Origin of the sequence: Streptomyces sp. NPDC127098, from assembly GCF_042722465.1 — a bacterium.
Lineage (GTDB): Bacteria > Actinomycetota > Actinomycetes > Streptomycetales > Streptomycetaceae > Streptomyces > Streptomyces millisiae.
Genome location: NZ_JBHXFJ010000068.1, coordinates 15,752 through 42,478, shown reverse-complemented (window position 1 = coordinate 42,478; position 26,727 = coordinate 15,752). Strand labels below are relative to the sequence as shown.

Sequence of the window (26,727 nt, the reverse complement as noted above, 5' to 3'; positions counted from 1 at the left end):
GGGGTCCGCGGCTTTTGCGGGGGGGGGGGGGGCCCCCCCCCCCCCCCCCCCCCCCCCCCCCCCGGGGGGGGGGGGGGCCCCCCCCCCCCCCCCCCCCACCACTTGCTTTTTGTGGTCGTAGGTCAAGCGTAGACCCAGATGGCCGTAGACCTCCGCCTTATCTGCGGCATCTGCCTTACGCAGAGCAGCCAGAAGGCCACCCAGAGAATCGACGAGGCCTCGAATCTCCTCGCGCGTCATCCGTTCGGAGGGGCCGGCGGCGCTCTTGAGCCGTTTCAGCCTGGCCTCGGCCTGACCGCGCTCCCCCTGGACCTCGCGAATCCATGATGTGACCAGGGCCGGGTCGGCGCCTGCTTCCAAGGCAGCGCGATGCCGGGTGAGCTTGCGATTACACTCTGCTACGGCTCGCCGTAGTGCTTCGAGCTCCGTGCTGCTGTCGGGTTGCGCCTGTTCCATGGCGTCGAGGGAGTGCTCGATGCGGTCGGGGGCGAAGGCGCCAGCCAGCCAGGTGTCCAGGCGGTAGGAGAAGTCGGCCTCCCGGACGTAGACGTTGAGTGGGTGATCGATCTTGTTGGCGATCGCGTACTCGTTGGGGAAGCGGCACCGGTAGTAGGCCTCTTCGCGGACCCAGTTTCCTTGCATCCGGCGCCCACAGGAGTCGTGGAAGATCATGCCCTTATAGGCGTAGGGGTGCTGGGAACGCTTGTGGCGGCCTGTCGAGGCAGGGGTGCGGGAGGCCAAACGTCGCTGGACGCGTTCGAAGGTCTCCAGGCTGACCAGGGCCGGATGAGTGGGGTGCTCGGAGCGGACCCAGGCGTCCTTCGCGTTCCATGTCTGCTTTGTTCGGTGACCGAGGGCGACGTCTTCGACGTCGATGAGGATTTCTTCCTTGCGTTGCTTGTTCCAGACCTCGTGGCCGGTGTAGCGGGGGTTGGTCAGGATGGTGCGCACGGCGCCCTTGGACCAGGCGATGCCGTCACGGTGCCGGTTGCGCTCGCGGTCGTGGGCGGAGGGGCAGGGGATGCCGTCCGCGGTCAGGCGCTGGGCGATGGCGAAGATCCCGATGCCAGCCAAGTACTCGGTGAAGATCCGGATGACGATGGGGGCGGTCTGAGGATCGGGCTCGAGACGGTGGAGGCGTTTACCTTCGGCGGCCTTGGCGGGGTTGGGGTGCGGGCCAGCGTCGACGAGACGGTAGCCGTACGGTGGGCGTCCACCGAGGAAGCGGCCTTCGATCTTGGCCTGGGCAGCCATGGCCGCGCGCACGCGGATCTTGATTCGTGTGCGTTCGCCCTTACTCACGCCGCCGAAGACGGACATGATCAGGTCGTGCGCTTCGGATTCGGGATCGATGGGGCCGCCTACCTCGGGAACCCACAGGGGCACACCGAAGTGGACGAAGACCGGGAAGGTCAGGCCGAACTGGTTGCCGTAGAAGGCGCGTTGTGGCTCACCGATGACTACCGCGTCGAAGCCGCGGTCTGGGCGTTTGAGGGCGTCCAGGAGCGCGGCCGCTCGTGGTCGTCTCTTCCATGGAATGGAGCGGGAGTCGCCCACGTCGAAGTATTCGTCGACGATGTGCCCGTGGGAGGCGACGAGGGACTGTGCGCGGGTGAGCTGCCAGTTCCGGGAGGCAACCGGATCTTGTTGATCCTCGGTGGAGCACCGCCCCGCGAAGGCGAACGCGAGGGTCACGCTGATCTTCTCTCTTCGATATCGCTCTGCGCCGAGTCCCCCACCTCCTCGGTGAGGCGGGTGGCGCTGGTGCGGTCGACCCGTCGCAGCAGTTCGAGGAGCGCGGCGGCTGCCGGCGCGGTCAGCAAAGGCGGCTGATCCGGCACGATCACCGTCACATCCGGCTGGCCGGTCGGGATGCTGGGCGAGGTCTGCACGGGTGCCGCGGGATCGAGTGGTGCCGATGAGGGTTGTGGGGAGGGCATGTCGCCGTGCTCGGTCACCGGTGTCCCCGAAGTTCCGAGGCCAGCTCTGCTGCGGGAGCCTGCGACCGCTTTGACTGTATGAGCTGGAAAAACCGCAGGTCAAGGCGGTGTCTATGTCTCGTGCTCAGTTCTTGCGAGCTCGTGTCAAAGGCTCCCTGCGCGCGGAGGTGACGTTCGTCCGGTCGCGAGGGCGGTCCGTGGCCGATCATGGTGGGCCCTCGTTTGCGGGCGGGTGTCCGGCCGGGGCTCCACGCGTTCGGGTGATCTCCCACCGGATGCGGTCCGTGGCTGCGTACCGAGCGCTCCGTGGTCGGCTGGGCCTGTCCCAACCGTGATGAGCCGGCAGGTGGGCGACAGCTTGGAACCCTGCGGCTCGCAGACTGGCTCCCGTTTCGCCGCCCTCGTACCGCTGGCAGACGCACTGCGGGTGTGCACACCGACCCGGCCCTGGCTGTGCGGTGTGAGCCGTGTCACTGGGTGAGCTGTGGGCGTCAGGGGGGTGTTCACAGGTGCGGCACGTGGGATGCCGGGTGTATGTGATGAGACGACGGAATCCCAACGCTTTGGCGGCGCGCCACGCGGCTCCGTAGAGCTTGGAGTTGGCGTTGGGTGTGCCGTTGGTGCAGGTCCGGGTGACTTCGGCGGTACGGCCGTCGTCCAGGTGGCGGGCCAGCGGTCGGCCGACGACCGCCACCCCAACCAGGATGTCGTCAGCGGCAACGCCGAGGGCGACCTTCATGCCCTGCGGCGGTGGGTGATGGCGGTGATGGGTCGCGATGAACTGCTTGGCCTGCCGGAACGTGACCGGCACGATCTCCAGTGCCGAGTGGGCCGCACCCCTCACGGGATCACGTTCCTTCATGCTGCTGTCTCCGCGAGCTCAGTGGCGGATTCCGAGGTGGGGCGGCCAAGGAGCTCGGGGGCGTCGGCGTTCCGGAGTGCGGAGGCGTTGGCACAGGCGTGCGGTGCGCGGAAGACCCACACGTCGTGGTGGGCGGTGGCGGCGATGGGGTGACCGGTGATGCGCTGGAGGCGGGCGATGGCGGCACGCTGGGCGATGGACATCTCCACGCGCACGTCCTCGTCGTTGAGTGGGGCGACGAGGGCGACGCAGCGGGCGACGAGGGCCAGTTTTGCGGTGCGGGCTGCGGCGGTGATCTGCGCGGGACCGTTCAGCAGGTATCCCTCCCGCCGTCGCGGGCGGGCGATGACGACCACGTGTCCGTCCGGGGCGAGTAGCGGTCGGCACCGGGTCAACAGCTCGGCGAGTCGGTTGGCTCCGGTGGGGGTTCGCCGATCAGAGGGCTGGGCCGTTGTTGGCCGCTGCGGCGCGGTGGGGTGGCGCCAGGAGGTCAGGATGAGGTCGACAGCACCTGCCGCGGCGAGTTGGCCGGGAGGTGTTGTCTGGTCCAGGACCATGCCGTCGGTCGGCGGGCTCTGCCTGGCGTCGTGGTGGCGGCGGGCGGCGGTGAGGTTGGCGCGGGCGGTGTTCCACCAGCGGCGCCCGGATGCCAGACCGATGGCGTGCCGGCCGGCGCGGACGGCTTCGACGAGGGTGGTGCCGGCTCCGCAGTCGGGGTCGAGGACCGTGTCGCCGGGGCGGGTATAGGCGGCGATGGCGAAGGCCGCTATTTGAGGGCGGATACGCAGGTGATCACGGGCGGTCTCGGGGGCGTAGCCGTGTTCGGCGGGTTGCTGCGGCTGCTGGCCGGTGGGCCACACGATGGGCACGTCCTCGGGCTCAGGGCGTGCCCCGGGATCGGCAAGAGGCGGCCGGAGCGGGAAGCTGGCGTTCATCGCCGCGCCTCCCGGGGGTGGCTGAACAGCAGGACGCCGCAGTAGGCCTGCCGCGCCTGGCGACGGAGGGATGCGTTCCTGATGGCGCTGGGTGTGCCGGTGGAGACGATCACGAGGCGGTCGAGGAGGGCCAGTCCCAACTGATTCGCCAGGTGCATAAGCAAAGGTTCCGGATCAATCAATCGCCCCTGACACGGACTACTGTGTGTAATGGCAGCGAGGACGCCGGTCGGGGTCAGCAAGCGGTCCCCGGGAACGGTGTCGGCCCAGTCGGCAGCCTCAGGACCGGCGATCGTCAGGACCAGCGAGTGGCGGTCCGGTCCGCGCGGGTCTGTGTCACCGGGGTCCGGGCGGAGCCGGGTCAGGACCCGTCGGGCGACGGACTCTTCGTGGTGGCGGGGTCCGGAGTCGGACTCGGACTCTTGGCGCTGCGCGGTCCGCATGATGCTCGGGTGGGTCAGGGATGCGACCGTGCGGACCTCGGTCGGTCGACCTCGTCGGGACACGGACTGGGCGACGTCGAGCAGTCGGGAGAAGCCTTCAGCGTCGGACGTTGGTGGAGCAATGAGCTGAATGCGATCATTCGGCCGGGTGTAGAGCGTGACGATCTGCCGGATGGCTTCTCGTACCCAGCCTGGCGCCCTTCCCTCACCGTTGGTAGGGCGGTCCCCGGTGACGGTCAGAACGGACGTCGGATGGCTGCGGGAGCGGCGGCGGGCGATGCGCGGTGGTGGTGAGGTCATGGGCACGGCTCCGGTCGGGCGAGCGGTTCTAGTCCTTCGCCTATAGAGACCGGATTTGGCGCCCGTTTTGGACAACAGCCTCTCAAGATCTTTTCATCGCCGTCGTCCGCTGCCGCCCTCTCAAGGCACGTGGGCAGCCCGGGCGCCGCTGCCCCTTCCGCCCGTAAAGCTCTGGCCGTCACGTCCTTGAGCGAGCACCAGATCAGTCTCCGCCGGGGTTACTCGAGAATCCCGCACAGTTCGACTCACCGCCGGCAGGAGCGGGCCAGGCTAAAGGGCTCCTGGAGTCCCCTAGCGCGATCGCACCTGGCCAAGAAACTCTTACTGATCGCTCAAAAGGGCAGGTCAGAGGATGTCGGGCTCAACTCGTGCTGCCTTGTTGATTCTACTGTGAAGAGGGCGACCGAAATCGTAGGGCCGGGCTCCTGTAAGAGTTTCTTAATAGGTGACGGGACGGCGCTGTCTGATCTTCGTGTCTCTCGTTGTCGTCTTCTTGTCGATTTCTTGTCGCGGAGGTGGATTGCTTGGGGGCGTCGTTTTTCTTCCTCGTGTGAAGGAGGCGCCCGATGACGAGAACGAGTCAGACAGCCGCCGCACAGGTGAAGGCTGCTCGGGATCCGCTGGAGGTCGCCCGGGAGTGCTTCGCCTGGCTGGTGACTGGGCCCAAGCCGCTGTCGGTGAATGGCCGGAGGATCTCCGGCCTGCCCAACCGGTTGATTCCGCTGGATGAGTTGCGAGACCGGCTGATGCATCGCCGCTGTCCGCAGACGGCTAGGGACGCGGCGTGGGCGGAACTGGTGCGTCGCTCCCGGCGGCAGGGAGCCACCTGGACGCTGGCGTGCGTGGGGATGGCGCTGCCGGCATTGACTTCGGCCGCGGGGTGGCTTGCGGCTCGCTACCCGGATCAAGACGTCTTCGATGTCCAGGCCGAGGTGCTCACCGGCTACCTCAACGCGCTGCCCACGATCGATGTTGAGCGGCCGCAGCTGCCGGTGCGGCTGCGGTGGGCGGCCTTCCGTGCCGGGCTGGCCGCGCTGTCTGGCGCGCTGAATGCGCCGATGCCGGTTCCGCCGGGGTTTCGGTCCGCCGCGCCGCGTCCGCCGTGGGGTCACCCGGACCTGGTCCTGGGCCGGGCGGTCCGTGAGGGGGTCCTGACCCGGACCGAGGCTGATCTGATCGGCGCCACGCGTCTGGAGGATGTTGCCGTCGACCGGTGGGCGAGGGAGCACCAGTCCTCCGTGCAGTCCGCCTACAAGGCGCGCGGCCGTGCTGAGCGTCGGCTTGCTGACTACCTGGCCAAGGGCTCCGGCAGCGTGGACCCCAGCGACCCGGTCGCCGCCCACGTCGCCGACCGACTCACCCGGCGGGAGAGTCCGTCTGGCACCCGGTCACGGCCTGGCGGTCTGTCACGTTCCGTAGGCACAGCCACAGATGTCGCCGAGGGGTCCTGTGCGGGAGAAAACAAAAAAGTTCAGGGCCTGTTGTCCAAAAACGGCCCGAAATCCGGGCTCTCTATACGCGGGAGGAGAACGCCCGCGAGCCCGGAAACTCCCCCTTCTTCGGAGGTGCCGCGATGCGCCTGATACCCGGACACCGCCCCCATCGTTCCAACCCAGGCTCGGCCCGGGCGACCGCCCCGTGCCCGCCGGCCATTCGCCGCCCCGGCCAGGACGTGCAGCACAGGTGCTTGCCTGTGACCGTCACCGTCGCGGCGATCGGCATGTGCGTTTTGATCGCTTCCCCCGCGCACGCTCGTGCGTCGGCTGAGGTGCTGGCCGCGGAGGACTCCCTCGACGCCGTGTTGGACAACATCCGTAACTGGATCATGGGCATCGCCGCCGCCCTGGCCACGGTGATGCTGTCGGTCGGCGGTGTGATCCGCATGCTGGCCGGCGGTGACCCGGGCGAGATCGAACGCTCCAACCGTGCCTTCAAGGCCGCGGCATGGGGCTACGGGATCGTCGCTCTCGCGCCGCTGGTGGTGGAGATCCTCCAGGGGATCGTGGGCGGCGAGTAGCCGATGTCCGTCCGGCTGCCGCACCCCGCCTGGCCCCGCCCGGCGCGCCCTCAACGAGGAGGGGTGACCGGGCGGTGCCGGCGCCGCCCACGGCTGCCGCAGCTGCTGGGTGCGGCAGCCGTGACGCTGTTCGCTCTGTCCGGCGCAGCCCACGCCGCACCCGAGCCCGCCCCACCCGCGATGCCAGCTACCACAGCGGCGGTGGCCGCGCCGGCGGATGAGCATGATGAGCCGTCCTGCGACCCGGTCGAGGACTGGGACTGCATCCCGCAGCCGGACCCCAACCCGCCCGGCGGCGACACCCTCGAGCCGGACGACGGCGCCGACGAGGAGCTGGAGGACCTCGACGACGGCGGGCCCGGCGGGTTCGCCGGGTGGGTCTTCGACGGGATCACCTCGGCGATCAACGCGTTCTTCACCGGGCTGGCCACCGCCGCGCTCAACCCCCTGCTGGAACTGCTGGGCAACACCTTGCTGGCCACGCCCACACCCGACCAGCTGCCCCATGTGGACGCGCTGTGGTCGCGGTCCTGGCAGATCGTGCTGGCCTCCTACTCCGTGCTGGTGATGGCAGCCGGGATCATCGTCATGGGCTATCAGACCGTCCAGACCCAGTACTCCGCCCGCGAGATCGCGCCCCGGCTGATCCTCGGCTTCCTGGCCTCGGCCCTGAGTTTGTTCTTCGCGACCCGGATGATCGTCATCGCCAACGCGTTGACCGGTGCGTTCCTGGACCCCGGGATCGAGCCGGAGGCGCCCCGTGTCGTGTTGACCGATCTCATTTTGAGCTCCATGGACAGCAGCAACATGTTCATGGTCTTCCTGGCCCTGGCAGTTGCCGGATTCCTCGTCGCGGTCCTGGTCACCTACGTGGTGCGGGTCGCGCTGACCACCATCCTGCTCGCTGCCGCACCGCTGGCGCTGATGTGCCACGCCCTGCCCCAGACCGACGCCATCGCCCGCTGGTGGTGGCGCGCGTTCTCCGGCCTGTTGGCCATCCAGGTCGCCCAGTCCCTGACCCTGGTCACCGCGCTGAACGTGTTCCTCTCCAGCGACGGGTTCACGTTCCTGGGCACGACGCCCGGCACCGGGACGATCAACATGATCGTCTCCCTGGGGCTGATGTACATCCTGTTCAAGATCCCCTTCTGGATCATGGCCGCTACCCGGCTCACCAGCGGCCGCCCCTCCATGGCCGGCCGCCTCGTGCGCGTCTACCTCACGTACAAGACCTTCGGCCTGCTGCGCGGCGGCGGCGTGACCGCCACTCGCGCGGCTCACTCCGCCGGGTCTATGGCGCCCACCCGTCGTCCACCTTCGGGAGGTCCCCCGACCATGCCCGCTCGCCGCCCAGGCCCGCGACGCCCGCCCGGCCAGCCGCTGTTCCTGGCACCCAACCAGCGGCCCGCGCCCCGCCCCTTCCACACCCCCACCGCTCCCGGGCTGCCCACCTTCCAAGCACCCGGCGGACCGGCGCATCCAGGATTCCTCCGGGCCAGCACGCCGCCCGCCGGTCAGCCGACCTTCCACGGCCCTCACTCTGGAGCTCCTCGACCTCACCCCAACCGGACGAGCGCACCGCCCGGTCCGCCGGTCTTCCTCGCGCCCCAGGCCGGCCGCAGCACACCGCCCCCGCGGGGACGGCCCACGGCACCGGTTCCTGGCCGGCCGCTGTTCCAACAGTCCGGCACCCCGGCCACCTCCGGGCCGCCGAGCCATGCCCCCCGGGCACCGGCCGCGCCTACTTTCCGCTCCCCCGGCTCTCTGGGCGGAGGGAACGTTCCGCTACCGCCCCGCGGCCGGGCACCAGCCCCGACGACGTTCAGCTCCGCGCCCCCGACGCCGCGCACCCCGAAGAAGATCTAGGAGGACGCAATCGTGAGTACTCCGGTGCGGATACCGGCGGATGTCGAGCGGGAGGACACCGTGCTGGCCGGGCTGACCGCCCGCCAACTGCTGATCCTCTCCGGCGCCGGCATCCTCTTGTACGCCTTCTACACCGCTACCCGGACCGTCGTTCCGCTCGTCGTGTTCTTGGCAGCCGCGGTGCCTTTGGGCGGGGCGGCGGTGCTGTTGGCGCTCGGCCGGCGCGACGGTGTTCCCCTGGACCAGTTGCTGCGGGCCGCGGTCCGGCAGAACATCGCGCCGCGCTACCGCATCGCTGCCCCCGAGGGCATTCAGCCCGCGCCCGGGTGGCTCGCGGCCCGCGCCGTCCCCGCTGACGACCCCGAACAGGCGCCCGGGAAGGTGGCACCGGCGCCGCTGCGGCTGCCCGCCGAGGCCGTGGCTGAGACCGGGGTCATCGATCTGGGCCGGGACGGCATGGCCATCGTGGCGGTGTGCTCGACGGTGAACTTTGCCTTGCGCACCCCGGCCGAACAGGAGTCGCTGACCGCGGCGTTCGGACGCTACCTGCACTCCCTGACCGCTCCCGTCCAGATCCTGGTGCGCGCCGAACGCCTCGATGTCTCCGCCCAGATCACGGAGTTGCAGACCTACGCCCCGCATCTGCCGCATCCCGCGTTGGAGCACGCCGCCCTCGAACATGCCGAGTACCTCACGCAACTGCGGGATTCCAGCAACCTGCTGCGGCGCCAAGTCTTACTCATCGCCCGCGAACCCCTACGCACGGCAGACCCTGCCGACCCCTACACCGCCGGTCCCAAGGCAGCGCTGAGGCGCCGCGCCGGGAAGCGGCAGACCGACCCAGACGACGCGGCACGGCGGTCGGCCGAAGCCCGGCTCATGCGTCGGATCGAGGAAGCAGTCGAGTTGCTCGGGCCGGTGGGGGTCACCGTCACGCCACTGGACGCCGGGCAGGCCACCGCTGTGTTGGCCGCCGCGTGCAACCCCGACAGCCTCATCCCGCCCTCCTCTCACCTGGCAGGCACCCACGACGTCATCACCACCGCCCCAACGGACGAGGACGACACCGCGGGGGACTCCTTCCAGACGACGCACTGGGGCGAGGACTCATGACCCGACGCCCGATGCTTCGCCCTCGTCCCGTTCCGGTGGCTCGGCAGCAGGGTGGGGAGAGTGGCGCGTTCGCCCCGGACGCGCTGGCAGTCGGCGCCCGGCACCTGGAAGTCGGCGGCGAGCACGTAGCGTCCTTCGCGGTCGTCGGGTATCCACGGGAGGTCCACCCGGGATGGCTGCAGCCGCTGCTGACCTACCCCGGCCGCATCGACGTCTCCGTGCACATCGATCCCATCGACCCGGTCACCGCCTCGAACCGCCTCAAGCGCCAGTTGGCCCGGTTCGAGTCCGGCCGCAGGTCCAACGACGAGCACGGCCGCCTGCCCGACCCCCACGTCGAAGCCGCCACCGAAGACGCCTACGACCTGAGCGCCCGCGTCGCCCGTGGTGAAGGCCGCCTGTTCCGCCTCGGCCTGTACCTGACCGTCCACGCCGCCAGCCGCGAAGAGCTCGGCGCGGAAGTCAGCGCCGTCCGGGCACTGGCCGCAAGCCTGCTTCTGGACGCCAAGCCCACCACCTACCGCTCCCTGCAGGGCTGGGTGACCTGCCTGCCGATGGGCCTGGACCTGCTATCGATGCGCCGCACCTTCGACACCCAGGCTCTGGCCGCAGCCTTCCCCTTCACCTCCCCCGACCTGCCGCCGGCCGATCCCACCTCCGTCGCCGCGCCCACCGGCGTGCTCTACGGCTACAACATCGGCTCCCAAGGACTGGTCCACTGGGACCGATTCGCCCTGGACAACCACAACAGCGTCATCCTGGGGCGCTCCGGAGCCGGCAAGTCCTACCTCGTCAAACTCGAACTCCTGCGCAGCCTGTATCGAGGGATCGAGATCTACGTCATCGACCCCGAAGACGAGTACGCCCGCCTCGCCCACGCGGTCGGCGGCACCTACGTCCACCTCGGCGCCGAAGGAGTACGGCTCAACCCGCTCGACCTGCCGATCCATGTGCGGCCCGACGGGCGCCGCACCGCCCCCCGTGACGCACTCATCAGGCGGTCGCTGTTCCTCCACACCGTCCTCGGCGTGCTGCTCGACACCGCGCTCACCCCGGGCGAGCGGGCCACCCTGGATCGAGCGATCACCGCCACCTACCAGCAGGCCGGCATCACCGCCGACCCGCGCACCTGGACCCGCCAAGCTCCCCTGCTCGCCGACCTCGCCCACACCCTCCGCCAAGCAGACGACGCCGAAGCCTCCGGGCTGGCCGCCCGACTGCACCCATACGTGGATGGCGCGTTCTCCAGCTTGTTCAGCGGCCCCACCTCAACTCAACCCGACGGCCACCTCGTTGTCTTCTCCCTGCGCGACCTGCCAGACGAACTCAAGCCCATCGGCACCCTGCTCACCCTCGACGCGGTATGGCGCCGGGTGTCCAACCCGACCATCCGCCGACCACGCCTGGTTGTCGTCGATGAAGCCTGGCTCCTCATGAAGGACCCAGCCGGCGCGGACTTCCTCTTCCGCATGGCCAAAGCGTCCCGCAAGCAATGGGCCGGGCTGACCATCGCCACCCAGGACACCGCCGATGTCCTGTCCACCGACCTGGGCAAAGCCGTTGTCGCCAACGCGGCCACGCAGATCCTGCTGCGCCAGGCATCCCAGGCCATTGACGAGATCACCGACACCTTCAACCTGAGCGACGGCGAGCGGCAGTTCCTCCTCTCAGCCGCCCAGGGCCAAGGCCTCCTCTCGGCCGGCACGCAGCGGGTGGCGTTCGAGGCCATCGCCTCACCGGCCGAGCACCAGCTGATCACGACCAACCCCGCCGAACTCGCCGCCTACGACGACGAAACAGGAGCTACCCCTGCGGCTGACGACGGCCAAGACCCGTTCATCGACCTCGGCCCCGCAGAAGACATCTCAGCGACCTGACCCCGTCATCTTCAGCACGCCGCGAGCGCTCAGCCGCGGCCTGATCGTATCCCCGCTATGTGAAGGGCGATCCTGTGTGCCTTCCGCCGAACCTCATCCACCCCCAGCCGTCGCTCGTCCAGCACGGCTGCTGACCCAGAACCGCGAGATGCGGGCGATCGGGGTCTGGAACTGGACCCTGCCCGCCTGGGCCGGCCGCCTGCCCGACGGCCGTACCTACAACACCTGCCCCTCCGCCGGAGTCTGCTCCAGCGTCTGCTACGCCCGTCACGGCACCTACACCTGGCCCCAGGTCAAGGCCAAGCATCACGCCAACCTGCAGTTCGTGCTCGACGACCTGCCGGGCTGGGAGAGCGCGATGACCACCGAGCTGGGCGCGCGCCGATTCCGCGGCACCTGGATCAGGATCCACGACTCCGGAGACTTCTTCTCCGACGCCTACCTGGCCAGCTGGCTGCGGATCATCCGCGCCCGGTGGGCGGTCAACTTCTATGCCTACACCAAGGAGATCGCGCGTTTCAGGGCCATGGTCGAGCCCGACCCGCCGGACAACTTCCTGTGGGTCTACAGCTACGGCGGTACCCAGGACAACGCCCTCGACCCGGCCAGCGACCGCGTCGCCGACGTCTTCCCCGACGAGGACGCCATCACCGCGGCAGGCTGGCATTCCCAGGAGGCGAACGATCTCCTCGCAGTCCTCGGGCCGCGCCTGGTCGGCATACCGGCCAACCGCATCCCGCACTTTCTCAAGCGCCTCGCCGGCCGCACCTTCCGCACCTGGCAGCAGGAGGTCGACGCCGAACGCGCCACCCGAGCCAAGGCCTTCGACCACCGCCGCGGGCTGCGGCTGCTACGCGGCGGCAACACCGCCGCCCACCCAACGCCCGATGGGCAGGCGGCCGATCGGCAGGACCAGGCTGCGTAGATCGCCAACTGCCGGAAGGGAGGAAGTGATGTCGCATCGTCTCACCCGCGCGCTGTCCGGGCTCCCGGCCGCCCGGGCAGAACCCGCCTCGCCATTGGAGGAATACCTGCGCGACCCGACCGGCGTCCTCGAGCACCTCGTGGATGGCGTGCGGCAGTGGGCCGCCACCTGGGGCCTCCTGGCCGGTGTCCTCACCGCCACCACCATCGCAGCGCTGACTGGGGGGTGGGTGTGGTGGCGGCGTCGGTGCCGTCAGCGCATCGCCGCTGACGCCCGACTGGTGCGCGTGTTCCCGCCTCCAGAGGTGGACGCGGACGGGGCCGCGGCGATGTGGGCCAACCTCGTCGGGCTGCTGCGTCCGGCCTGGCACAGGCACTTCACCGGACAGCCCCACGTGGTGTGGGAGTACGTCGCCGACCGAGAAACCGTCCACATCCAGCTGTGGGTCCCCGGCCTGGTTCCCCCTGGCCTGGTCGAGCGCGCCGTCGAAACGGCCTGGCCCGGCTCCCACACCCGCACCGCCCCCGCCGCCCCAGTCCCTGTCACGACACCGGACGAACACACGCTCCAAGTAGCCGCCGGCCAACTGCGGCTCGGCCGCACCGAGGCCCTGCCCATCCGCACCGACTTCGCCACCGACCCGATCCGCGCCCTGCTCGGCACGCCCGCCGGACTGGGCCAAGGTGAGCGAGCAGTGGTGCAAATCCTGGCCAGGCCGGTCGCCGGCCGACGCGTCCGCGTCGCCCGCCGCGCGGCGCGGCGCCTGCGCTCGGGGCGCTCATCGCACATAGTCAGCGGTCTGCTAGATCTGCTGCTGCCCGGCCCTCGTTCCCCGCGTTCGCGGCGACGGATGTCGGTGCAGGACCGGCAGATGGCACTGGAGACAACCGCCGAGGACCGGGCGATCGTCGCTAAGGGACGCGGCGCGAAGTACGAGACGTTGATCCGTTACGCCGTCACGTGCCCCGTTCCGGCGGCCACTGACAGGCCCGCCGGCGCGGGGGTGGCGGAGCGGTTGCGGGGCCGAGCCCATGCGCTGGCGGCAGCATTCGCCGTTTTCAGCGAGCACAACTACTACCGTCGCGCCCGGCTGCGTCGGCGCCGGACACTCCCCTGGCTGGATGAGCGGCGGCTGGACCGCGGCGATCTGCTCTCCGTCGAGGAACTCGCGGTGCTGGCGCACCTGCCGTGGGACGCGGATGTCCCACAGTTGGAGCGGGCCGGGGCCCGCGCTATCGCACCACCGCCCGGCGTTCCTGCGGGCGGGGCGGGGGTCAAGCTGATCGGGAGGGCGGATGCCGGCCGGGACCGGCCGGTGGGCCTGCGCGTGGCCGACGCCCGCCACCACCTGCACGTCCTCGGCGCCACTGGGTCCGGCAAGAGCGAGCTACTCGCTCGCATGATCCTGGACGACGCCGATGCGGGGCGGGGTGTCGTGGCCGTCGATCCCAAAGGCGACTTGATCACCGATGTGCTGGCGCGGCTGCCAGAGGACCTCGGCGAGAAGGTGGTGCTGTTCGACGCCGACAGCAACGCCCGCCCACCCGTTCTCAATCCACTGGAAGGTGCGGATGCCCCGCGCGTCGTCGACAACCTCGTCAGCATCTTCTCCCGGGTCTACGCGTCCTCCTGGGGTCCGCGGACCGATGACATCTTGCGGGCCGGCCTGCTGACCCTGCACGCGCTGCCGGGCGTCCCAAAACTGTCTGACCTACCGAAACTACTCACCATCCCCGCCTTCCGAGAACGCGCCATGGCACTGGTCGACGACGACCTCCTCAAAGGGTTCTGGACCTGGTACGAGGAGTTGTCCGACCCGGCGCGAGCCCAGATCATCGCACCGCTGATGAACAAGCTCCGCGGCTTCCTGCTGCGGCCGTTCGTCCGCGCCGCCCTGGCCGGCGGCACCTCCACCGTCGACATGGACCAGGTGCTCAACGCAGGGGGCATCTGCCTGGTCCGCATCGCACGGGACGCCCTGGGCGCGGAAACCTCCAACCTCGTCGGCTCCCTCATCGTGGCCCGCACCTGGCAGGCCACCACGGCCCGCGCCCACCTGCCCCAGAGCCAGCGGCCCGACGCCAGCCTGTACCTGGACGAGGCCCACAACTTCCTCAACCTGCCCTACCCACTTCAGGACATGCTCGCCGAGGCCCGCGGCTACCGGCTGTCCATCACTTTGGCACACCAGTACCTCCGGCAACTCCCCAAGGAACTCGAAGAGGGCATCTCCGCCAACGCCCGCACCAAGATCTTCTTCAACTCCAGCCCCGAGGACGCCCGGCTCCTGGCCCGCCACACCGTCCCCCGTCTCGCCGAGCACGACCTCGCGCACCTCGGCGCATTCACCATCGCCGTCCGGCCCGTCCTCCACGGAGCCGACGCGCCGGCATTCACCGCGGTCACCGAGAAACTCCCGCCCGCGATCCGCGGCCGCTCCCGCGCCATCCGCGCCGCCGCTCGCCGCAACGCCCAACCCCCAACCGCTACCGCCCCGCTGGGCAAGGCACCCCCGGCCAGGACCCTCGACCCACGCCGAGTCACCTGACCCCAACCGACACGGCCGTTTGCACCGGCCCGTACCGCTATCCCGATGTGAGGTTGCCCATGATCACCAACCCACCCCAGCAGCGTTCCCTGCGCGGCCACCGCCCCGCCCGGCCCACCCCGCGGCTTGCCGCCAGCGGGGCCCACCTGGCCCGCCTGGCCGGCAACCTCACCCCCCGCGACCGGTGGCTGGCCCGCATGCTCTACACCTACCGCGTCTTCACCACCCACCAGATCGTCCAACTCGCCTGGCCCACCGCCCGGGCGGCCAACCTGCGCCTGCTCCAGCTCTTCAAGTGGCGGGTCATCGACCGCTTCCAACCGTTCATCACCACCGGCTCCGCCCCCATGCACTATGTCCTCGATGTCGCCGGAGCGGCCATCCTGGCCCGCGAGGACGGCCTGGAGCCCAACGCGCTGGCCTACCGGCACGACCGCGCCATCGGCATCGCCCACTCCCTGCGCCTGGCCCACACCGTCGGCACCAACAGCCTGTTCACCAGCCTCGTCCACCGCGCCCGCCAGTCCGCCAGCACCGAACAGCTCACCGCTTGGTGGCCGGAGACGCGCTGCGCGCAGCACTTCGGCGACATCGTCCGCCCCGACGGCTACGGGCGCTGGCATGACCGCAACACCGGATCCATCGAGTGGTTCGTGGAGTACGACGCTGGCACCGAGCCACTGGCGAAACTCGCCGGGAAGCTCCTGGACTACCACCGGCTCGCGCTCACCTCCGGGATCACCACCCCGGTGCTGATCTGGCTTCCGACCGCTCGTCGAGAAGCGAATGCCCGCACCGCGCTCGCCGGCATGCAGGCCAGCCTGGAGGATCCCGCGCTCGTCCCCGTCGCCACCACCAGCGCCGACTACGTCCCCGGGAGCCAGAAGGACTTCGCTTCCGCCCGTTGGCTCCCCCTGGAATCCCGCCGCATCGCCGTCCGCCTGCCCCTGGCCGAACTCGGCCATGTCTGGACCCATCTCCCGCCCCTGCCGCACTCCTCGCACACACCCGCAGCCCAGGGCACGACAGGACTACGCCCGCCAAGCCCGCACCCGCCCACCACCTGAACTCCCCTCACCGAAACTGCGAAAGGCGGCGACCACCCCGATGTTCAAGATCACAACCGCGGTGCTGGGCGGACTGCTGCTCATCGTCGCACTAGGCACCGCCGGCGCCAGCGGCATGCTCTCCGCCCTCGCCGCACAAGGAACCAGCCCGCCCAGCCGCACCGCCATGGAAGACATCCCCGCCGAAAACTTCACCCTCTACACCGCCGCCGCCCAGACCTGCCCCGGCCTGGACTGGTCCGTTCTGGCTGCCATCGGCAAGATCGAGACCGACCACAACCGCTCTACCCTGCCCGGCGTGAGCAGCGGCGAGAACTTCGCCGGCGCCCGCGGCCCCATGCAGTTCCTCCAGCCCACCTTCGACTCCGTCGTCGCCGAACACCCACCGCCGCCGGGCGGGGCACACCCGCCCTCGCCGTACAATCTCCACGACGCCGTCTACGCAGCAGCCGCCTACCTGTGCGACTCCGGCGCCCGCGACGGCCGCGACCTCAACGCCGCGATCTTCGCCTACAACCGCGCCGACTGGTACGTCGCCGACGTCCTCGCCCAAGCCGCGCAGTACCAAAGCCCCGCCACCATCGGGGGCGACACCAACGCCGTTCCCGCCGCCCTCACGGCGATCAACTACGCCGAAGGCCAACTGGGCCTGCCCTACCTGTGGGGTGGCGACGGCCCTGCCGAGAACGAAGACGGCTTCGACTGCTCCGGCCTCACCCGCGCCGCCTACGCCGCCGCCGGCATCCAGATCCCCCGCGTCGCCCAAGACCAGTACGACGCCGGACCGCGCGTACCCGCAGGGCAACCTCTCGAGCCCGGAGACCTCGTCTTCTACGGCACGCCCGACAGGATCCATCACGTCGGTATCTACATCGGAGCCGAACAAATGATCCACGCCCCACGAACGGGAGAACTGATCCAGATCGCTCCCTATCGCTACACCGGCGACGACTACGTCGGCACGACGCGACCCGCCTTCTCACATCAGCGCGTTGTCCGGGCAGCTATCGGAGATTCCCAGCACCCCGATGACACCTCGCCAGGATAGAGGCACACTATAGGCTGTTCCCACTCTCCTCTTGCTCACGGATTCCGCCCGGCCGTCGCTGGCCCTCCCGGCCGAATGTCTCCGAGACGGCTCCTCCAGCAACCGGTCAAGAAGCCGTTGCCATGCGCTGATCCTCGCCATCACCCCGCGGATTGAGTGACGACGCGCAGCGCGATGGTGGCCAGGGCAACAACAGCCGAGACCGCCCCCAGGGAGTCCTGGGCAGGCCGGAGTGCCGCTGCCATGACCTCGAGGTCGGGAGCGGCGTCCAGAGCGACCTGGACGAGCTGCTGCACACGCTCTACCTCCTCAGCCTGGCGCTCGGTGTTGGCAATGTCGGCCACAGTGAGCTGCCGGCCCATGTACCGGGTGACGGCGGCCGTTGCATCCAGGATCCTGAGCGCGTCAACAGGGCCATGCGATGTCAGTGCGATCGCGTCCGGATGCCCATCAGGCGTGCGGAACCGGTCGACGGGGCACTTGTTCGCGGTAACCAGCAACAGCACCGCAGATAGGTCGAGCAGTCCCGCCGACCCGTAACGGGCACGCAGCGCCTTGACCGTGGTCATGGCGGCGGGCATGTCGTCGAGGTGGACGCAGCTGTGAACGTAAGCATCACCGGCGCGGGCGATGTCGATCCAGTAGTCGGAACTGCGGGGCACAACGGTTCTCCTTTCAAAATCGATGGCCCGGGTACGTCCCGGGCCAGGAACTGCAGGCGTGTTCACCTGCTGCGTGTGTTCGTGGTGCGGCTCTGCGGCAGAGCACCGGGGGCAGCATGGAGCCCATGCCGACGACGTCGAGGGAGGGTCGGAGCGCAAGGAGGCCGGCCACGTCAACGGTCACTCGTCAGGGCCGTTCGGATGGCGGTAGTAGGCGGCCAGGACCCGGTTGGCCAGGATGAGCGGCGGCTCCTCGAAGGCCAGCAGATCCCCGCCTGATGATTCGGCAAGTGCCAGGCCCTGCCCAGCCGGATCTCGGGCGACGTTGGCGATTGCCGTCCGCAGTGCGCGCTCGTCAGCAAGCATCAGCCGGCCCGGTCCGCGATCGTCGGTGTGCAGCCGGGACAGCGCCACGGTGCCTGGGCCTTGGGCGCCGCGGTCGTGGGCGTACGTCAGGCAGGCGTAGGCCAGGATGGCGCCGGGCGCGTTGTTGCCCCGCCTGCGGTCCACAAGCAGTTCTCCACGACGGCAGCCAGATTCCCAGTTCGGTGGGGTGAAACGGACTTCGGGGTCCAGGTCGAGCAGGCCGAGTTGGCGGAACGGGTTGATCACGAACTCCTCCACCGCCCAGGGGTCGTTCTCGCGATGGCGGGTGGTGCCGTACATGGCGGTCAGCGCGGTGATGTCATGCGCGACGACGCTGTCGGCCGGGCGTCGCCAGCCGGTACCCACTGCGGCGTCCTGGACGGCCGCCCGCAGTTCGGCACGGGTAAAGCGCGTCTTCCACCACGAACCGAAGAAGTAGCGGAAGGTGGGGAGGAGGCAAGGCTCGGCGCTCAGCAGCCACCAGTGGAGCAGCCACAGCGTACCGAGGTCCTCCAGGTAGGGATCCGCGCCGTCCTCGTCGAGCAGCCAGTGTCCGCGTGATGTCGGATGGGCCGGGCGCGGCCTTGTGGCGTGGTCGTCGTCTTCGATGAGCCCGAAGGCGCTGGACCAAAACCGCATCGGCCTCACCATCGAGGAGCCGACGCCAAGGGTCACGGTGGCACCTGGGCGGGCGAAGGCCAGGGGGTCATCATTCAGTGCTGCGTGGACTTTGGCCGGCCATCCCAGGCGCGGAGCGAAGGAATTGTGCCGGCCGAAGGCCGGCGCGCATCCAGCTAGCCGGGCAGGGGCACGAGGCATGCTCTCTTTCCTCTCATGCTGGAGTTGGAGCGCTAACGAAAACTTCTGGATGGGAGAGGATGTGTGCCCGCACCGTGGGAAGGCATCGGAGAACTGCCGCATATGACGAATAGCGCTCACCAAACCGCGTCCCTCATCGTTGCGGAGGATGGCCTCATCGACCACATTCGGCAGCACGCCGGGCTGTCGGAGGCCGCCTACCGCATACCCGAGGATTGGAGGTACCGGAGTCCGTTCCATCTCCTGCTGGCCTTCGGCCGCCGCTTCACCCACACGCCCAGCCCTGAAGGGCTGATCGGCATGCCTGCCCGGCTCTGCTACAGCAACGCAGCCCGCTACGCTTTCGCCCACCGCAGCGAAGGCCTGGTGTACGCCGAGGGGTTCGCCCTCACCCACGCCGAGCTCAACTTCTACCTGCCTCACGCCTGGGTCGTGCGTCCTGACGGGACCGTGCTGGACCCGACCTGGGATGACGCGCCAGGCCGAGCCTACGTCGGCATTCCGATCGCCGACTCCCGACTGTGGCCCGTTGCCGGTGGAGGGCTGCTCCAGGACTTCGACCGGACTTTGCCGTTGCTGCGCAACGGTTTCCCGCCAAATGCGCTTGCTGATCTAGGCCGCCCGCTGATCACGAAAGGTCACTCGTGATCAACCACCACAGGAAAGGATCTCTGGCGTCACAGCAAGTGCCGATGCTAGAGGGGTGGGACACCGCAAACAGCGCGTTGCGTCAGTGCCCAAGTTCGGGGTGTTCATGAGTTCGCTTCGGCTCGGAATGATCCCGGATCACGTCTTGGATCCAAGCGTTGATCCTCAAGCTGAGAGCCCACCGGCGCTGCCCTCCTCGCCGGCGCCCACGTCTGTGGTCCGCTCCGGCTGGTGCCGATGGCGGCACGCGTCGACGTGGCGGGCTGGCGGGTCAGTCAGCAGTCGGGTCTGTTCCGTCGTTCAGGCCGCGCAGCAGAGTGATGCCGGGCATCTGGGCGTGGGGGTGGACCGGCTCGGTGAAGATCTTTGGCTCATCGAAGACGGGGGAGCCGTTGGGCCGACGGGTGTAGGGGACGAATCCGTAGTCCACTCCGTCGTCGGCGTCGAACGCCGTCCAGCTGATGACCTCGTTCTCTCCGTCGCGCAGTGGGAGGTTGGAGACCGCGCGGGCGGAGATGCCGGTGTCCGTGGCGAGCCACACCTGAGGGACGACGATTACCCAGCGTGTGGCTTTGATCTCTCGGGCCTTTTCAGCGGCGCGGTGTTCGAATGCGTGGGCGGTGGCCGCGTCGCGCAGATAGTCGTAGTCCGACAGCAGCAGCGTGCGCTGACCGTGGAGAGCCACCACGGCCGGGCAGTCGCGTGACCGGATCGCCGCCTGGAGCCGCTCGACGGCCTCGTGCAGGAGGGTCTCGGTGGCTTCATTCACCGTGATCGCTCCTCGCGAGAGGCGTCTCTGCGCTTGAACTGGTAGTAGACGTCCATGATCTCCACCGAGCTGCGGTTACCCAGGTGGGCGAGTTCCTGCAGTGTGCGGCTCAGGTGTGTGCGCTGGCGTTGGCCGGCACGGGTCGGTGCCTCGTCGACCGCTGTACCGTCCACTGCTTTCAGCTCGGTGAGCAGTTCCTCGACGGTCGCGATCGCCTTGCTTAGGTCGATGTCCATAGCGTTCTACCTCCGGGGCGTCGCCGGTAGTCTGCCGCAACACCCGGGGGCTTGTCCGATCAGGGGCGCCGGGGATCGCCCTCCCTGTCCGGCGTGGATCCGGCGGCGACGAAGCCGGCAAGCTGGTTCTGGAGGACCTGGGCGGCCAGAGCGGCGGAGCTTGATGGCGATTCCTGAAAACGGCCAGGGGCACTCGTCGCCCCACTCGGTCCGGCGTTCAACGGAGTGGGGAGTTTCAGCGAGCGTCGCGCGCGTTGTTGGCCGGGGCCGCCCGCTTGTTGAGTGTGCGGGCCGTGCCGAGCCGTCAAGGGCGCCTGCGGCGGCGCTGCGCGCTGGCCTTCGGCCCCCCTGGGCTGCTCGCCCCGCCCCTGGACCTGGCCGGCTATGGGGCGACCCCGTCGCTGTGGCGCCGTGCCACAGGTCAGGTGCGGGATTGGTGGGGAGATCCACTGAGCAGGGGTGGGTCCACTCCCGAGCAGGGGGTGGTCGCTTTCAACGAGCGCCATCACCCTGAACACACCGCCCGACCCAGGCGTCAGCAGAAGCCCTGGAAGGCACGTGAGCCGCGTAGCCGGCCCGCCGGTCCCGTTGCCACAGCCGAGCCATCCTCGCCCCGCAGAGCGGCGCTGAGCGCCAACCCCAAGAACTTCCCCGCATCTCCCACCCCCAGCCTCTGTAATAGCTCGAAAGAGAGCTATGAAAGGGGTGTCAGACTTCCCACGGCTCCGAAAAGCCGCCTCATAGGCCTGGACGGGAATAGAGGAATCGTTACGTCTTCACACTGATGGCGGTCTTCAGAGGTTCGATGCACTGGAGTGGTGACCACTCGGGATAGAGCTATAGCCGTCCGAGAGACGCGGCTCCGCGTCCGGGGTCATGAAGAAGGACGCTCACATGCCTGTCATGGAAGAAGACGGTGATGTGGCCGCACGATCCGGCGAAGACGGCGGCACGGAAGGCTCGAGAGCCATACGCCCCTGTTCCCGCTGAAGACCGCTCAACCGGCGTGTGACGCCTGATCGAGCGCCACCGCCTTCAGCGATGTCGCCGCGCGATCAATTCGGACAGGACACCGGGGAGAGGTGCGTCCGCTCCCGAGTGCTTCGTCCGCCGACGCCGGTCACGGCATCACAGGCCGTCCATCACGAAGCCGTGGCGACGGACTCCAGCCCCGTGCGGGCCGGGTGTTCAGATCACGGCGTCCAGCGAAAGTTGAGGAGTTCTCCATGACCGTCGTCCAACAGGAGCTTCCCGCGCGGGAAACGACCGATGACCAGTACCCCCGGCACGCGTGGGACTGGCCGAGCGCGCTGACCTACGAGATCACCGTGGACACCCGCTCCGGTGAGGCGCCGAAGGACGGGGCGCCGCGGACGCTGACGCTCCTGCGTCCGACGCCGAACAACCAGGCCGAGGACCTGCTGTTCCTCGACCGCGTGCCGCTGGCGCGCGACGCCTGGTCGGTTGACGAGTTCGAGCGGGTGGTGACCTGGCACGGCGCGTACGGCGGCGGGCGCATGCGACTCGCCCCCGGCCACCGGTCCGGCGCCGGGCTGATGGGCGAGGTGGGCGCCGAGGTCGGCTTCTACGCGCAGTACCGGACCGCCTTCGTATGCGAGGTGGCCAAGGACGCGGGCGCGCGGACGAAACTGGACGGCGAACGGGTCGTCGACCTCATGTGGGACAGCACGTCCGAGGCGTGGAAGAAGGCGACGTGGAGTGGGAAGGTCCTGCGGTTCGAGTTCACCTACGACACGGTGGACGACCAGACCCAGCCGGACGCCTCCGGGTTCGTCTTCACCGACCTGCGCTGCCCCGACAGCCAGTGGAACCCGGGCACGCGGGGCGCCGAGTACACGTCGGGCGTGAAGATCAGCCACGACGACGCGGGTCACTTCACGTGGAACCTGGACTTCACGCTGGGGGCCGGCGTCCCGATGGGACCGGGGTGCTCCGGGAAGGAGCCGGTGTACCCGTACCGACTCGCCGTCGCCCTTCCGTCGTCACTGGACACGGTGGAGGGCGCCATCCTGGTGGGTGCGCCCGACCGGAAGGGCACCGTGTACGGGGTGCGGGGGGAGTACGCGAGTCCTGAGGTCAACGGCTACTACAGCCTGGGGGGTGATGAGGAGGGGCCGTCCGGGGTGATCGGGATCTTCGACGGCGCGCTGTACCTGGACGGCCGGTTGGTCGAGCAGGCCGCCGTCCTGGGACGGAACCTGGTCTGGTCGGACCTGCCCGACGCCGTGTGCCAGGCGACCGGACTGCCACCGGCGGGCACCCTGGAGTTCAACCCGCGCGGGTCGACGGGGTCGGGGCCGGACGGCCTGCTCGTCCGGCGCATGCGGGCCTCGCAGCTGTCGGCGTACCTGTCCGACAACCAGTCGCGCTACCCCGAGCTGGCCTCGTCCGTGGTGCCGTCGGTGACCGCGACCTACTACGACAAGCTGGACGCGAAGACGCTCCTGAACATGTCGCTGTACCGGACGGCCGCGGACGGCAAGCTCGTCGACGCCGTGCAGGAGAAGGTCCGGGAGGACCTCAACACGCTCATGCTGAGCTGTGTGGACAGCGAGCTGTGGAAGAAGCTGTACCCGACGGTCAACCAGCCCCAGGCACAGGGGTACCTCGCCGACGTCTTGGGCACTGACGTGGACGGCAAGCCCAGCCGGAAGTGGTACGAAAGCCTCTCGACCGCCGTCCTGGTCCAGGGGATGGCCAAGGCCAACGACACCTACCTGCGAAAGCTCAACACCGTCCGCGCCGCGACCTGGTTGAACGGCGAGGTGGCGTTCTCACCCGTCTACCAGATCCACACAAAAACCCTCTTCTCCCACGCCTGGCAGGGAAAGAACCCCGACACCAAGGCGTTCCTGGACGACCAGGCCAAGAACACCGAGGACCAGAAGAAAACCATCGATCACCGGGTGGACGTCTGGCTCAAGGACCTGGAGCACTCCGCCGCCCTCGACGCGGACGTCCGGGACAAGCTGATCGCCAACATCAAGCAGGTCGGGCAGTACGCGAAGGACAACAAGCGCTTCTGGGCCTTCGCCATCTACTCCCAGCTCACCTTCCCCACCTCGTGGGCGTTCCTGCAGAGCGCCATCAGCAGCCCCGGGAAGGACAACAGCAGCGAGCTGGCGCGGATGGCGCAGCAGTACGTGGCGCTGCTCGACGCGCTCGACCCGTCCGGGTACTTCGCCAAGAAGTACTTGGAGATGTACCGGACGCTGCACATCACTTTCGCCCTGCCGCAGTTGCTGAACGCGTCGGGCGCGGAGGTCAGCTACGACCTGATCATCGACTACCTGAAGCAGTTCATCAAGAGCAACGAGAACAACTCCAACCTGCACGATCAGGTGCTCCTGCTCAAGGAGTTGCTCCTGGAGGAGGAAGAGACCCACGCGCTCCAGAAGTCGCTGGAAGCGCTGGTGGTCCTGGCCGCCGCTGGGAGCGGGGTGGCACCGCTCGGCTCGATCATGCAGGACTTCGCCGACAAGGTCTTTCCGAAGTTCGTGACCAATCCCAAGTTCCAGGCACTCGCCAAGGTCCTGAGCGTGGCGATCGTCGGCGGTATCACCGCGTTGACCGTGTGGAACCTGTGCCTGGCGTTCAAGTCGTGGAACAAGCTCAGCGCCAACGAGAGAGCGGAGGTCATCTTCAACGCCGTGCGGATGGGCACGGAACTGGTGACCGCTCTCGTCGTGCGCGGCGTCCAGATCTACGCGATCTTCAGCACCAGCGGCCTGACAGGATGGCAGCGGATGGCAGCCCTCGGCAAGGCCGCCTTCGGCATCGAGTCCGAGGCACTGAACAAGGCCGTGGGCAAGCTCGGCAGCCGCCTGGCCCGCTGGCTCGGCAGCACCGGCACCCAGGGCGTGGCCGCCGCCGGGGGCGCGGAGGCCGCCGAGGAGGCGTCGCTGCTGGCCAAGTTCATGGGGCCCAACCTCACCAAGTTCGTGGCCAGCGCCTTCGGTGCGATCTTCGTCATCATCGGCCTGTACTTCTCGATCAGGGCGCTGACCGAGGGGGGCGACACCGCACAGGTCGCCATGAACTCCCTCATGGTGGCCAGCGGGGCGCTGACGCTGTTCGCCATCATCGGGGGCTGGGTGGTGACCTTCGCCGGGATCGAGGTGGGCGCTGTCGCGCTGGCCATCACCACGGCCGAGGTCCTCGCCGTCATCTGCGCCCTGGCGGGACTGGGCTTCCTGATCTACGAGCTGTTCATCAAGAAGGACCCACCGAACCCGTTCGAGGAGTTCCTCGACCACCAGGCGAAGGAGGCAGGTTTCGCACTGAAGTCACACGGCTCCGCGATCGACTACGCCGTCGCCTACAACGACAAGTCCCAGGGCGGCGTCAGCCTGCAGGGCAGTCGGCTCAGCGTGGGCAGCACGTGTCTGACCGCCACGTCGAACAGCACGCTCGGCACCGGAACGGCCGACAACAGTCCCGCCACCGTCTGGTTCTCCCAGACCAACGGCGAGGGGCTGACCCGCTTCTCCACCGACATCGACCGCAAGGACGGCAAGAAGCCGATCCAGCAATACCTCAGCGTCTTCACCAACGGCGAGGTCCGCTTCGCCGACGAGGTCACGGATGACAAGCCCAACGCCGACATCGCAACCCAGTGGTGGTGGGCGACCGTCAACGGTGACGCCGAAATGGGCGAGGGCGACAACCTGAAGTCCCTCAAGCTCACCCTCCAGCCGGTCTACCCCGACGCTGAGAAGAAGGTCTCGCCCTCCGGCGCCAAGGGCTACCTCTCCCTCGTCGACGGCTCGACGCCCAAGCTGACCGACGGCGACAAGACCGAATGGACCCTGACCATGGCTGGCCACGCCCCCGGCGCGTTGACCATGCCCGACATCCACCTCTACGTCGGCTCGGAGTCCGTCCCCTTCTCACCCGGCCTCGGGTACGGCGGGCAGCCCGTCACCTACAAGATCACCAGCGGCACGCTCCCGGACTTCCTGAGCCTGAACAGCGACACCGGGGAGATCAGGGTGAAGACCGCGCCCACCGCCGCATACGGTCCCAACACGTACACCCTCACCGCCAGCAACTACCTGGGCCACACCGAGACCAGCTTCACGGTCGAGGTCAAGGAAGCCGATGCGTCGTGACCGTCTACACCAAACTGCGGGACGGCCTCAAAGCCGCGCTCAACGACGGGGGCACCGCCCGGGTCGGCCGGGACTCCACAGTCCGCGGCGGTACCGAACTCACGCATAAACTGTGCGCGTTCATCGACGAGATGCCCGGACCGGGGTTCGATTCACCGGCGAACCAGATGCACGCCGCCTGTCTGCTCGGAGCCCTGGACACCTGCCCGGACCCGCAACACACCCAGTTCTTCCACACCTGGCGGGTCGAGCCGGGCCCCGCGGCCAGCGACCAGGACGTCGAGCGGGCGCAACGGTACAACGACTCGGACAAGCACCCGACGTACTGGTCGCTCTTCTTCGGCTCCGTGCCCGACTACCGCAACCAGGTGTACGGGGTGTGCGACATCCTGGACGATGCCATCGGTGAATGCGCCTACAACTCAAGGCACCCCAGGTTCCGTGCCCTGAGCGGGTACGTCATGGAGACCATCCGGCAGAATCCCGGCAAGGTCCACGACGCGCCGTCGAACTGGATCAAGCAGTACGCCCTGACCAACTACAACGACTACGCACCCAAAATGCGGCAGGCCATCACGCCGACGTACGCGTGGGTGCTGGGGAACAAGTACGACCCCGTCACATCGGCCCTGCGGGTGGTCCTCGCGGAGGACGGTGGCGCCGCCGCCCGCGCGGCGCTGAAGGAAGCGATCAAGTCCGGCCGCTTCACGGCGGTGGTCGGCGCGGTGATGCCCGACGATCCGGACCATCACGTCCTGTGGTTCCTGTACAACCTCTGGCTCTTCCTCACCCTGCTCAACGAGCCGAGCGTGGACAAGGCGATCAACGAGTGCAAGCAAGCCGGTCTGCCCGTCCCCGCCCAGGTCGGTCCGATGGACTGGAAACACTACGTGGACTGGGCCGTCTTCGGTCCGCCGTTCATCTTCCAGGCGGCCAAGGAGGCGTTGTCGGCGCCGAGCATGAACGTGCGTTGCTTCATCCCGGGGAGCGGGATGAGCGGCCCCGTGCGCCAGTCGAAGTACAGCCACTGCTACGTGTTCGGCTACGAGTTGCAAGGCTGGCCCGCCCAATCCATCCCGCCAGCGGATCACGATCAGAGCACGTTCGACTGCGACGGGTGACCTGGTCTCGTCCGGTGCCGCTCCCCCGGTCTG

The 26,727-nt window shown here is 68.7% G+C and carries 21 protein-coding genes; 12 read left to right on the top strand and 9 right to left on the bottom strand.

Annotation, left to right across the window (positions count from 1 at the left end):
- From ACFWI8_RS30480 to ACFWI8_RS30460, 5 genes are all read right to left on the bottom strand, one after another.
- On the bottom strand, positions 1–1,695 hold a 1,695-nt coding region (locus tag ACFWI8_RS30480; protein ID WP_387098187.1), incomplete at its 3' end, for a recombinase family protein.
- A complete protein-coding gene (locus tag ACFWI8_RS30475; protein ID WP_387098185.1) occupies positions 1,692–1,958 on the bottom strand; it encodes a hypothetical protein in 267 nt (88 codons plus the stop codon). The genes ACFWI8_RS30475 and ACFWI8_RS30480, both read right to left, overlap by 4 nt.
- Positions 1,959–2,145: 187 nt before the next feature.
- Positions 2,146–2,802, bottom strand: a complete 657-nt coding sequence (locus ACFWI8_RS30470) for an XF1762 family protein (RefSeq protein ID WP_387098183.1) — start codon at positions 2,800–2,802, stop codon at positions 2,146–2,148.
- Positions 2,799–3,737 carry a DNA methyltransferase gene (locus tag ACFWI8_RS30465; protein WP_387098181.1) on the bottom strand — a complete coding sequence of 313 codons (939 nt, stop codon included), beginning with the start codon at positions 3,735–3,737 and terminating at the stop codon, positions 2,799–2,801. The genes ACFWI8_RS30470 and ACFWI8_RS30465 overlap by 4 nt, the downstream gene beginning before the upstream one ends.
- Complete coding sequence (locus tag ACFWI8_RS30460; RefSeq protein ID WP_387098179.1) at positions 3,734–4,480, bottom strand: hypothetical protein; 747 nt, start codon at positions 4,478–4,480, stop codon at positions 3,734–3,736. The genes ACFWI8_RS30465 and ACFWI8_RS30460 overlap by 4 nt, the downstream gene beginning before the upstream one ends.
- Positions 4,481–5,046: 566 nt before the next feature.
- Here ACFWI8_RS30460 and ACFWI8_RS30455 point away from each other — a divergent pair.
- The 9 genes from ACFWI8_RS30455 to ACFWI8_RS30415 all read left to right on the top strand — a co-directional run bounded on the left by ACFWI8_RS30455 (position 5,047) and on the right by ACFWI8_RS30415 (position 16,941).
- Positions 5,047–6,063, top strand: coding sequence for a hypothetical protein (locus ACFWI8_RS30455; RefSeq protein ID WP_387098177.1), 1,017 nt, complete (start codon positions 5,047–5,049; stop codon positions 6,061–6,063).
- A gap of 110 nt (positions 6,064–6,173) precedes the next feature.
- Positions 6,174–6,497, top strand: coding sequence for a pilin (locus ACFWI8_RS30450; RefSeq protein ID WP_387098175.1), 324 nt, complete (start codon positions 6,174–6,176; stop codon positions 6,495–6,497).
- Positions 6,498–6,677: 180 nt separating this feature from the next.
- Positions 6,678–8,363, top strand: a complete 1,686-nt coding sequence (locus ACFWI8_RS30445; RefSeq protein WP_387098173.1) for a hypothetical protein — start codon at positions 6,678–6,680, stop codon at positions 8,361–8,363.
- A gap of 12 nt (positions 8,364–8,375) precedes the next feature.
- Positions 8,376–9,476, top strand: a complete 1,101-nt coding sequence (locus ACFWI8_RS30440; protein ID WP_387098171.1) for a PrgI family protein — start codon at positions 8,376–8,378, stop codon at positions 9,474–9,476.
- Between the two features lie 35 nt (positions 9,477–9,511).
- Entirely contained in the window at positions 9,512–11,353 is a 1,842-nt protein-coding gene (locus tag ACFWI8_RS30435; protein ID WP_387098169.1) for a VirB4 family type IV secretion system protein, read from the top strand.
- A 76-nt stretch (positions 11,354–11,429) separates the two neighbouring features.
- On the top strand, positions 11,430–12,278 hold the full coding sequence (locus ACFWI8_RS30430; RefSeq protein WP_387098167.1) for a hypothetical protein: 849 nt from the start codon (positions 11,430–11,432) through the stop codon (positions 12,276–12,278).
- Positions 12,279–12,306: 28 nt separating this feature from the next.
- Complete coding sequence (locus tag ACFWI8_RS30425; RefSeq protein ID WP_387098165.1) at positions 12,307–14,826, top strand: type IV secretory system conjugative DNA transfer family protein; 2,520 nt, start codon at positions 12,307–12,309, stop codon at positions 14,824–14,826.
- Positions 14,827–14,885: 59 nt separating this feature from the next.
- A complete protein-coding gene (locus tag ACFWI8_RS30420) occupies positions 14,886–15,893 on the top strand; it encodes a replication-relaxation family protein (RefSeq protein WP_387098163.1) in 1,008 nt (335 codons plus the stop codon).
- Positions 15,894–15,933: 40 nt separating this feature from the next.
- Positions 15,934–16,941: a C40 family peptidase gene (locus ACFWI8_RS30415; protein ID WP_387098161.1), complete on the top strand. Its 1,008-nt coding sequence runs from the start codon at positions 15,934–15,936 to the stop codon at positions 16,939–16,941.
- 140 nt (positions 16,942–17,081) lie between these two features.
- Here the strand turns inward: ACFWI8_RS30415 and ACFWI8_RS30410 are convergent, their stop codons facing one another.
- Both ACFWI8_RS30410 and ACFWI8_RS30405 read right to left on the bottom strand, forming a co-directional pair.
- Positions 17,082–17,603: a hypothetical protein gene (locus ACFWI8_RS30410; RefSeq protein ID WP_387098159.1), complete on the bottom strand. Its 522-nt coding sequence runs from the start codon at positions 17,601–17,603 to the stop codon at positions 17,082–17,084.
- Positions 17,604–17,783: 180 nt separating this feature from the next.
- Positions 17,784–18,788, bottom strand: a complete 1,005-nt coding sequence (locus tag ACFWI8_RS30405) for a DUF4007 family protein (protein ID WP_387098157.1) — start codon at positions 18,786–18,788, stop codon at positions 17,784–17,786.
- Positions 18,789–18,851: 63 nt separating this feature from the next.
- On the opposite strand from ACFWI8_RS30405, the gene ACFWI8_RS30400 reads away from it, so the two are divergent.
- The gene (locus ACFWI8_RS30400) at positions 18,852–19,436 is read left to right on the top strand and encodes a hypothetical protein (RefSeq protein WP_387098155.1); all 585 of its coding nucleotides are present in this window, start codon (positions 18,852–18,854) and stop codon (positions 19,434–19,436) included.
- Between the two features lie 271 nt (positions 19,437–19,707).
- Here the strand turns inward: ACFWI8_RS30400 and ACFWI8_RS30395 are convergent, their stop codons facing one another.
- Together ACFWI8_RS30395 and ACFWI8_RS30390 are read right to left on the bottom strand one after the other, a co-directional pair.
- Complete coding sequence (locus ACFWI8_RS30395) at positions 19,708–20,205, bottom strand: hypothetical protein (RefSeq protein WP_387098153.1); 498 nt, start codon at positions 20,203–20,205, stop codon at positions 19,708–19,710.
- Positions 20,202–20,441 carry a hypothetical protein gene (locus ACFWI8_RS30390; RefSeq protein WP_311597287.1) on the bottom strand — a complete coding sequence of 80 codons (240 nt, stop codon included), beginning with the start codon at positions 20,439–20,441 and terminating at the stop codon, positions 20,202–20,204. Before ACFWI8_RS30390 ends, ACFWI8_RS30395 begins: the two co-directional genes overlap by 4 nt.
- 1,226 nt (positions 20,442–21,667) lie before the next feature.
- Between ACFWI8_RS30390 and ACFWI8_RS30385 the strand changes: the two genes are divergently transcribed.
- Both ACFWI8_RS30385 and ACFWI8_RS30380 read left to right on the top strand, forming a co-directional pair.
- Complete coding sequence (locus ACFWI8_RS30385) at positions 21,668–25,573, top strand: Ig domain-containing protein (RefSeq protein ID WP_387098151.1); 3,906 nt, start codon at positions 21,668–21,670, stop codon at positions 25,571–25,573.
- On the top strand, positions 25,570–26,694 hold the full coding sequence (locus ACFWI8_RS30380; protein ID WP_387098149.1) for a hypothetical protein: 1,125 nt from the start codon (positions 25,570–25,572) through the stop codon (positions 26,692–26,694). Before ACFWI8_RS30385 ends, ACFWI8_RS30380 begins: the two co-directional genes overlap by 4 nt.
- Positions 26,695–26,727 lie beyond the last annotated feature (33 nt).

Bases quoted from the DNA above. Each gene is read 5' to 3' on its own strand.
- ACFWI8_RS30465 (WP_387098181.1), bottom strand. From the start codon at position 3,737: ATGAACGCCAGCTTCCCGCTCCGGCCGCCTCTTGCCGATCCCGGGGCA.
- ACFWI8_RS30445 (WP_387098173.1), top strand. From the start codon at position 6,678: ATGCCAGCTACCACAGCGGCGGTGGCCGCGCCGGCGGATGAGCATGAT.
- ACFWI8_RS30455 (WP_387098177.1), top strand. From the start codon at position 5,047: ATGACGAGAACGAGTCAGACAGCCGCCGCACAGGTGAAGGCTGCTCGG.
- ACFWI8_RS30470 (WP_387098183.1), bottom strand. From the start codon at position 2,802: ATGAAGGAACGTGATCCCGTGAGGGGTGCGGCCCACTCGGCACTGGAG.
- ACFWI8_RS30405 (WP_387098157.1), bottom strand. From the start codon at position 18,788: ATGCCTCGTGCCCCTGCCCGGCTAGCTGGATGCGCGCCGGCCTTCGGC.
- ACFWI8_RS30425 (WP_387098165.1), top strand. From the start codon at position 12,307: ATGTCGCATCGTCTCACCCGCGCGCTGTCCGGGCTCCCGGCCGCCCGG.
- ACFWI8_RS30415 (WP_387098161.1), top strand. From the start codon at position 15,934: ATGTTCAAGATCACAACCGCGGTGCTGGGCGGACTGCTGCTCATCGTC.
- ACFWI8_RS30420 (WP_387098163.1), top strand. From the start codon at position 14,886: ATGATCACCAACCCACCCCAGCAGCGTTCCCTGCGCGGCCACCGCCCC.
- ACFWI8_RS30390 (WP_311597287.1), bottom strand. From the start codon at position 20,441: ATGGACATCGACCTAAGCAAGGCGATCGCGACCGTCGAGGAACTGCTC.
- ACFWI8_RS30385 (WP_387098151.1), top strand. From the start codon at position 21,668: ATGACCGTCGTCCAACAGGAGCTTCCCGCGCGGGAAACGACCGATGAC.
- ACFWI8_RS30460 (WP_387098179.1), bottom strand. From the start codon at position 4,480: ATGACCTCACCACCACCGCGCATCGCCCGCCGCCGCTCCCGCAGCCAT.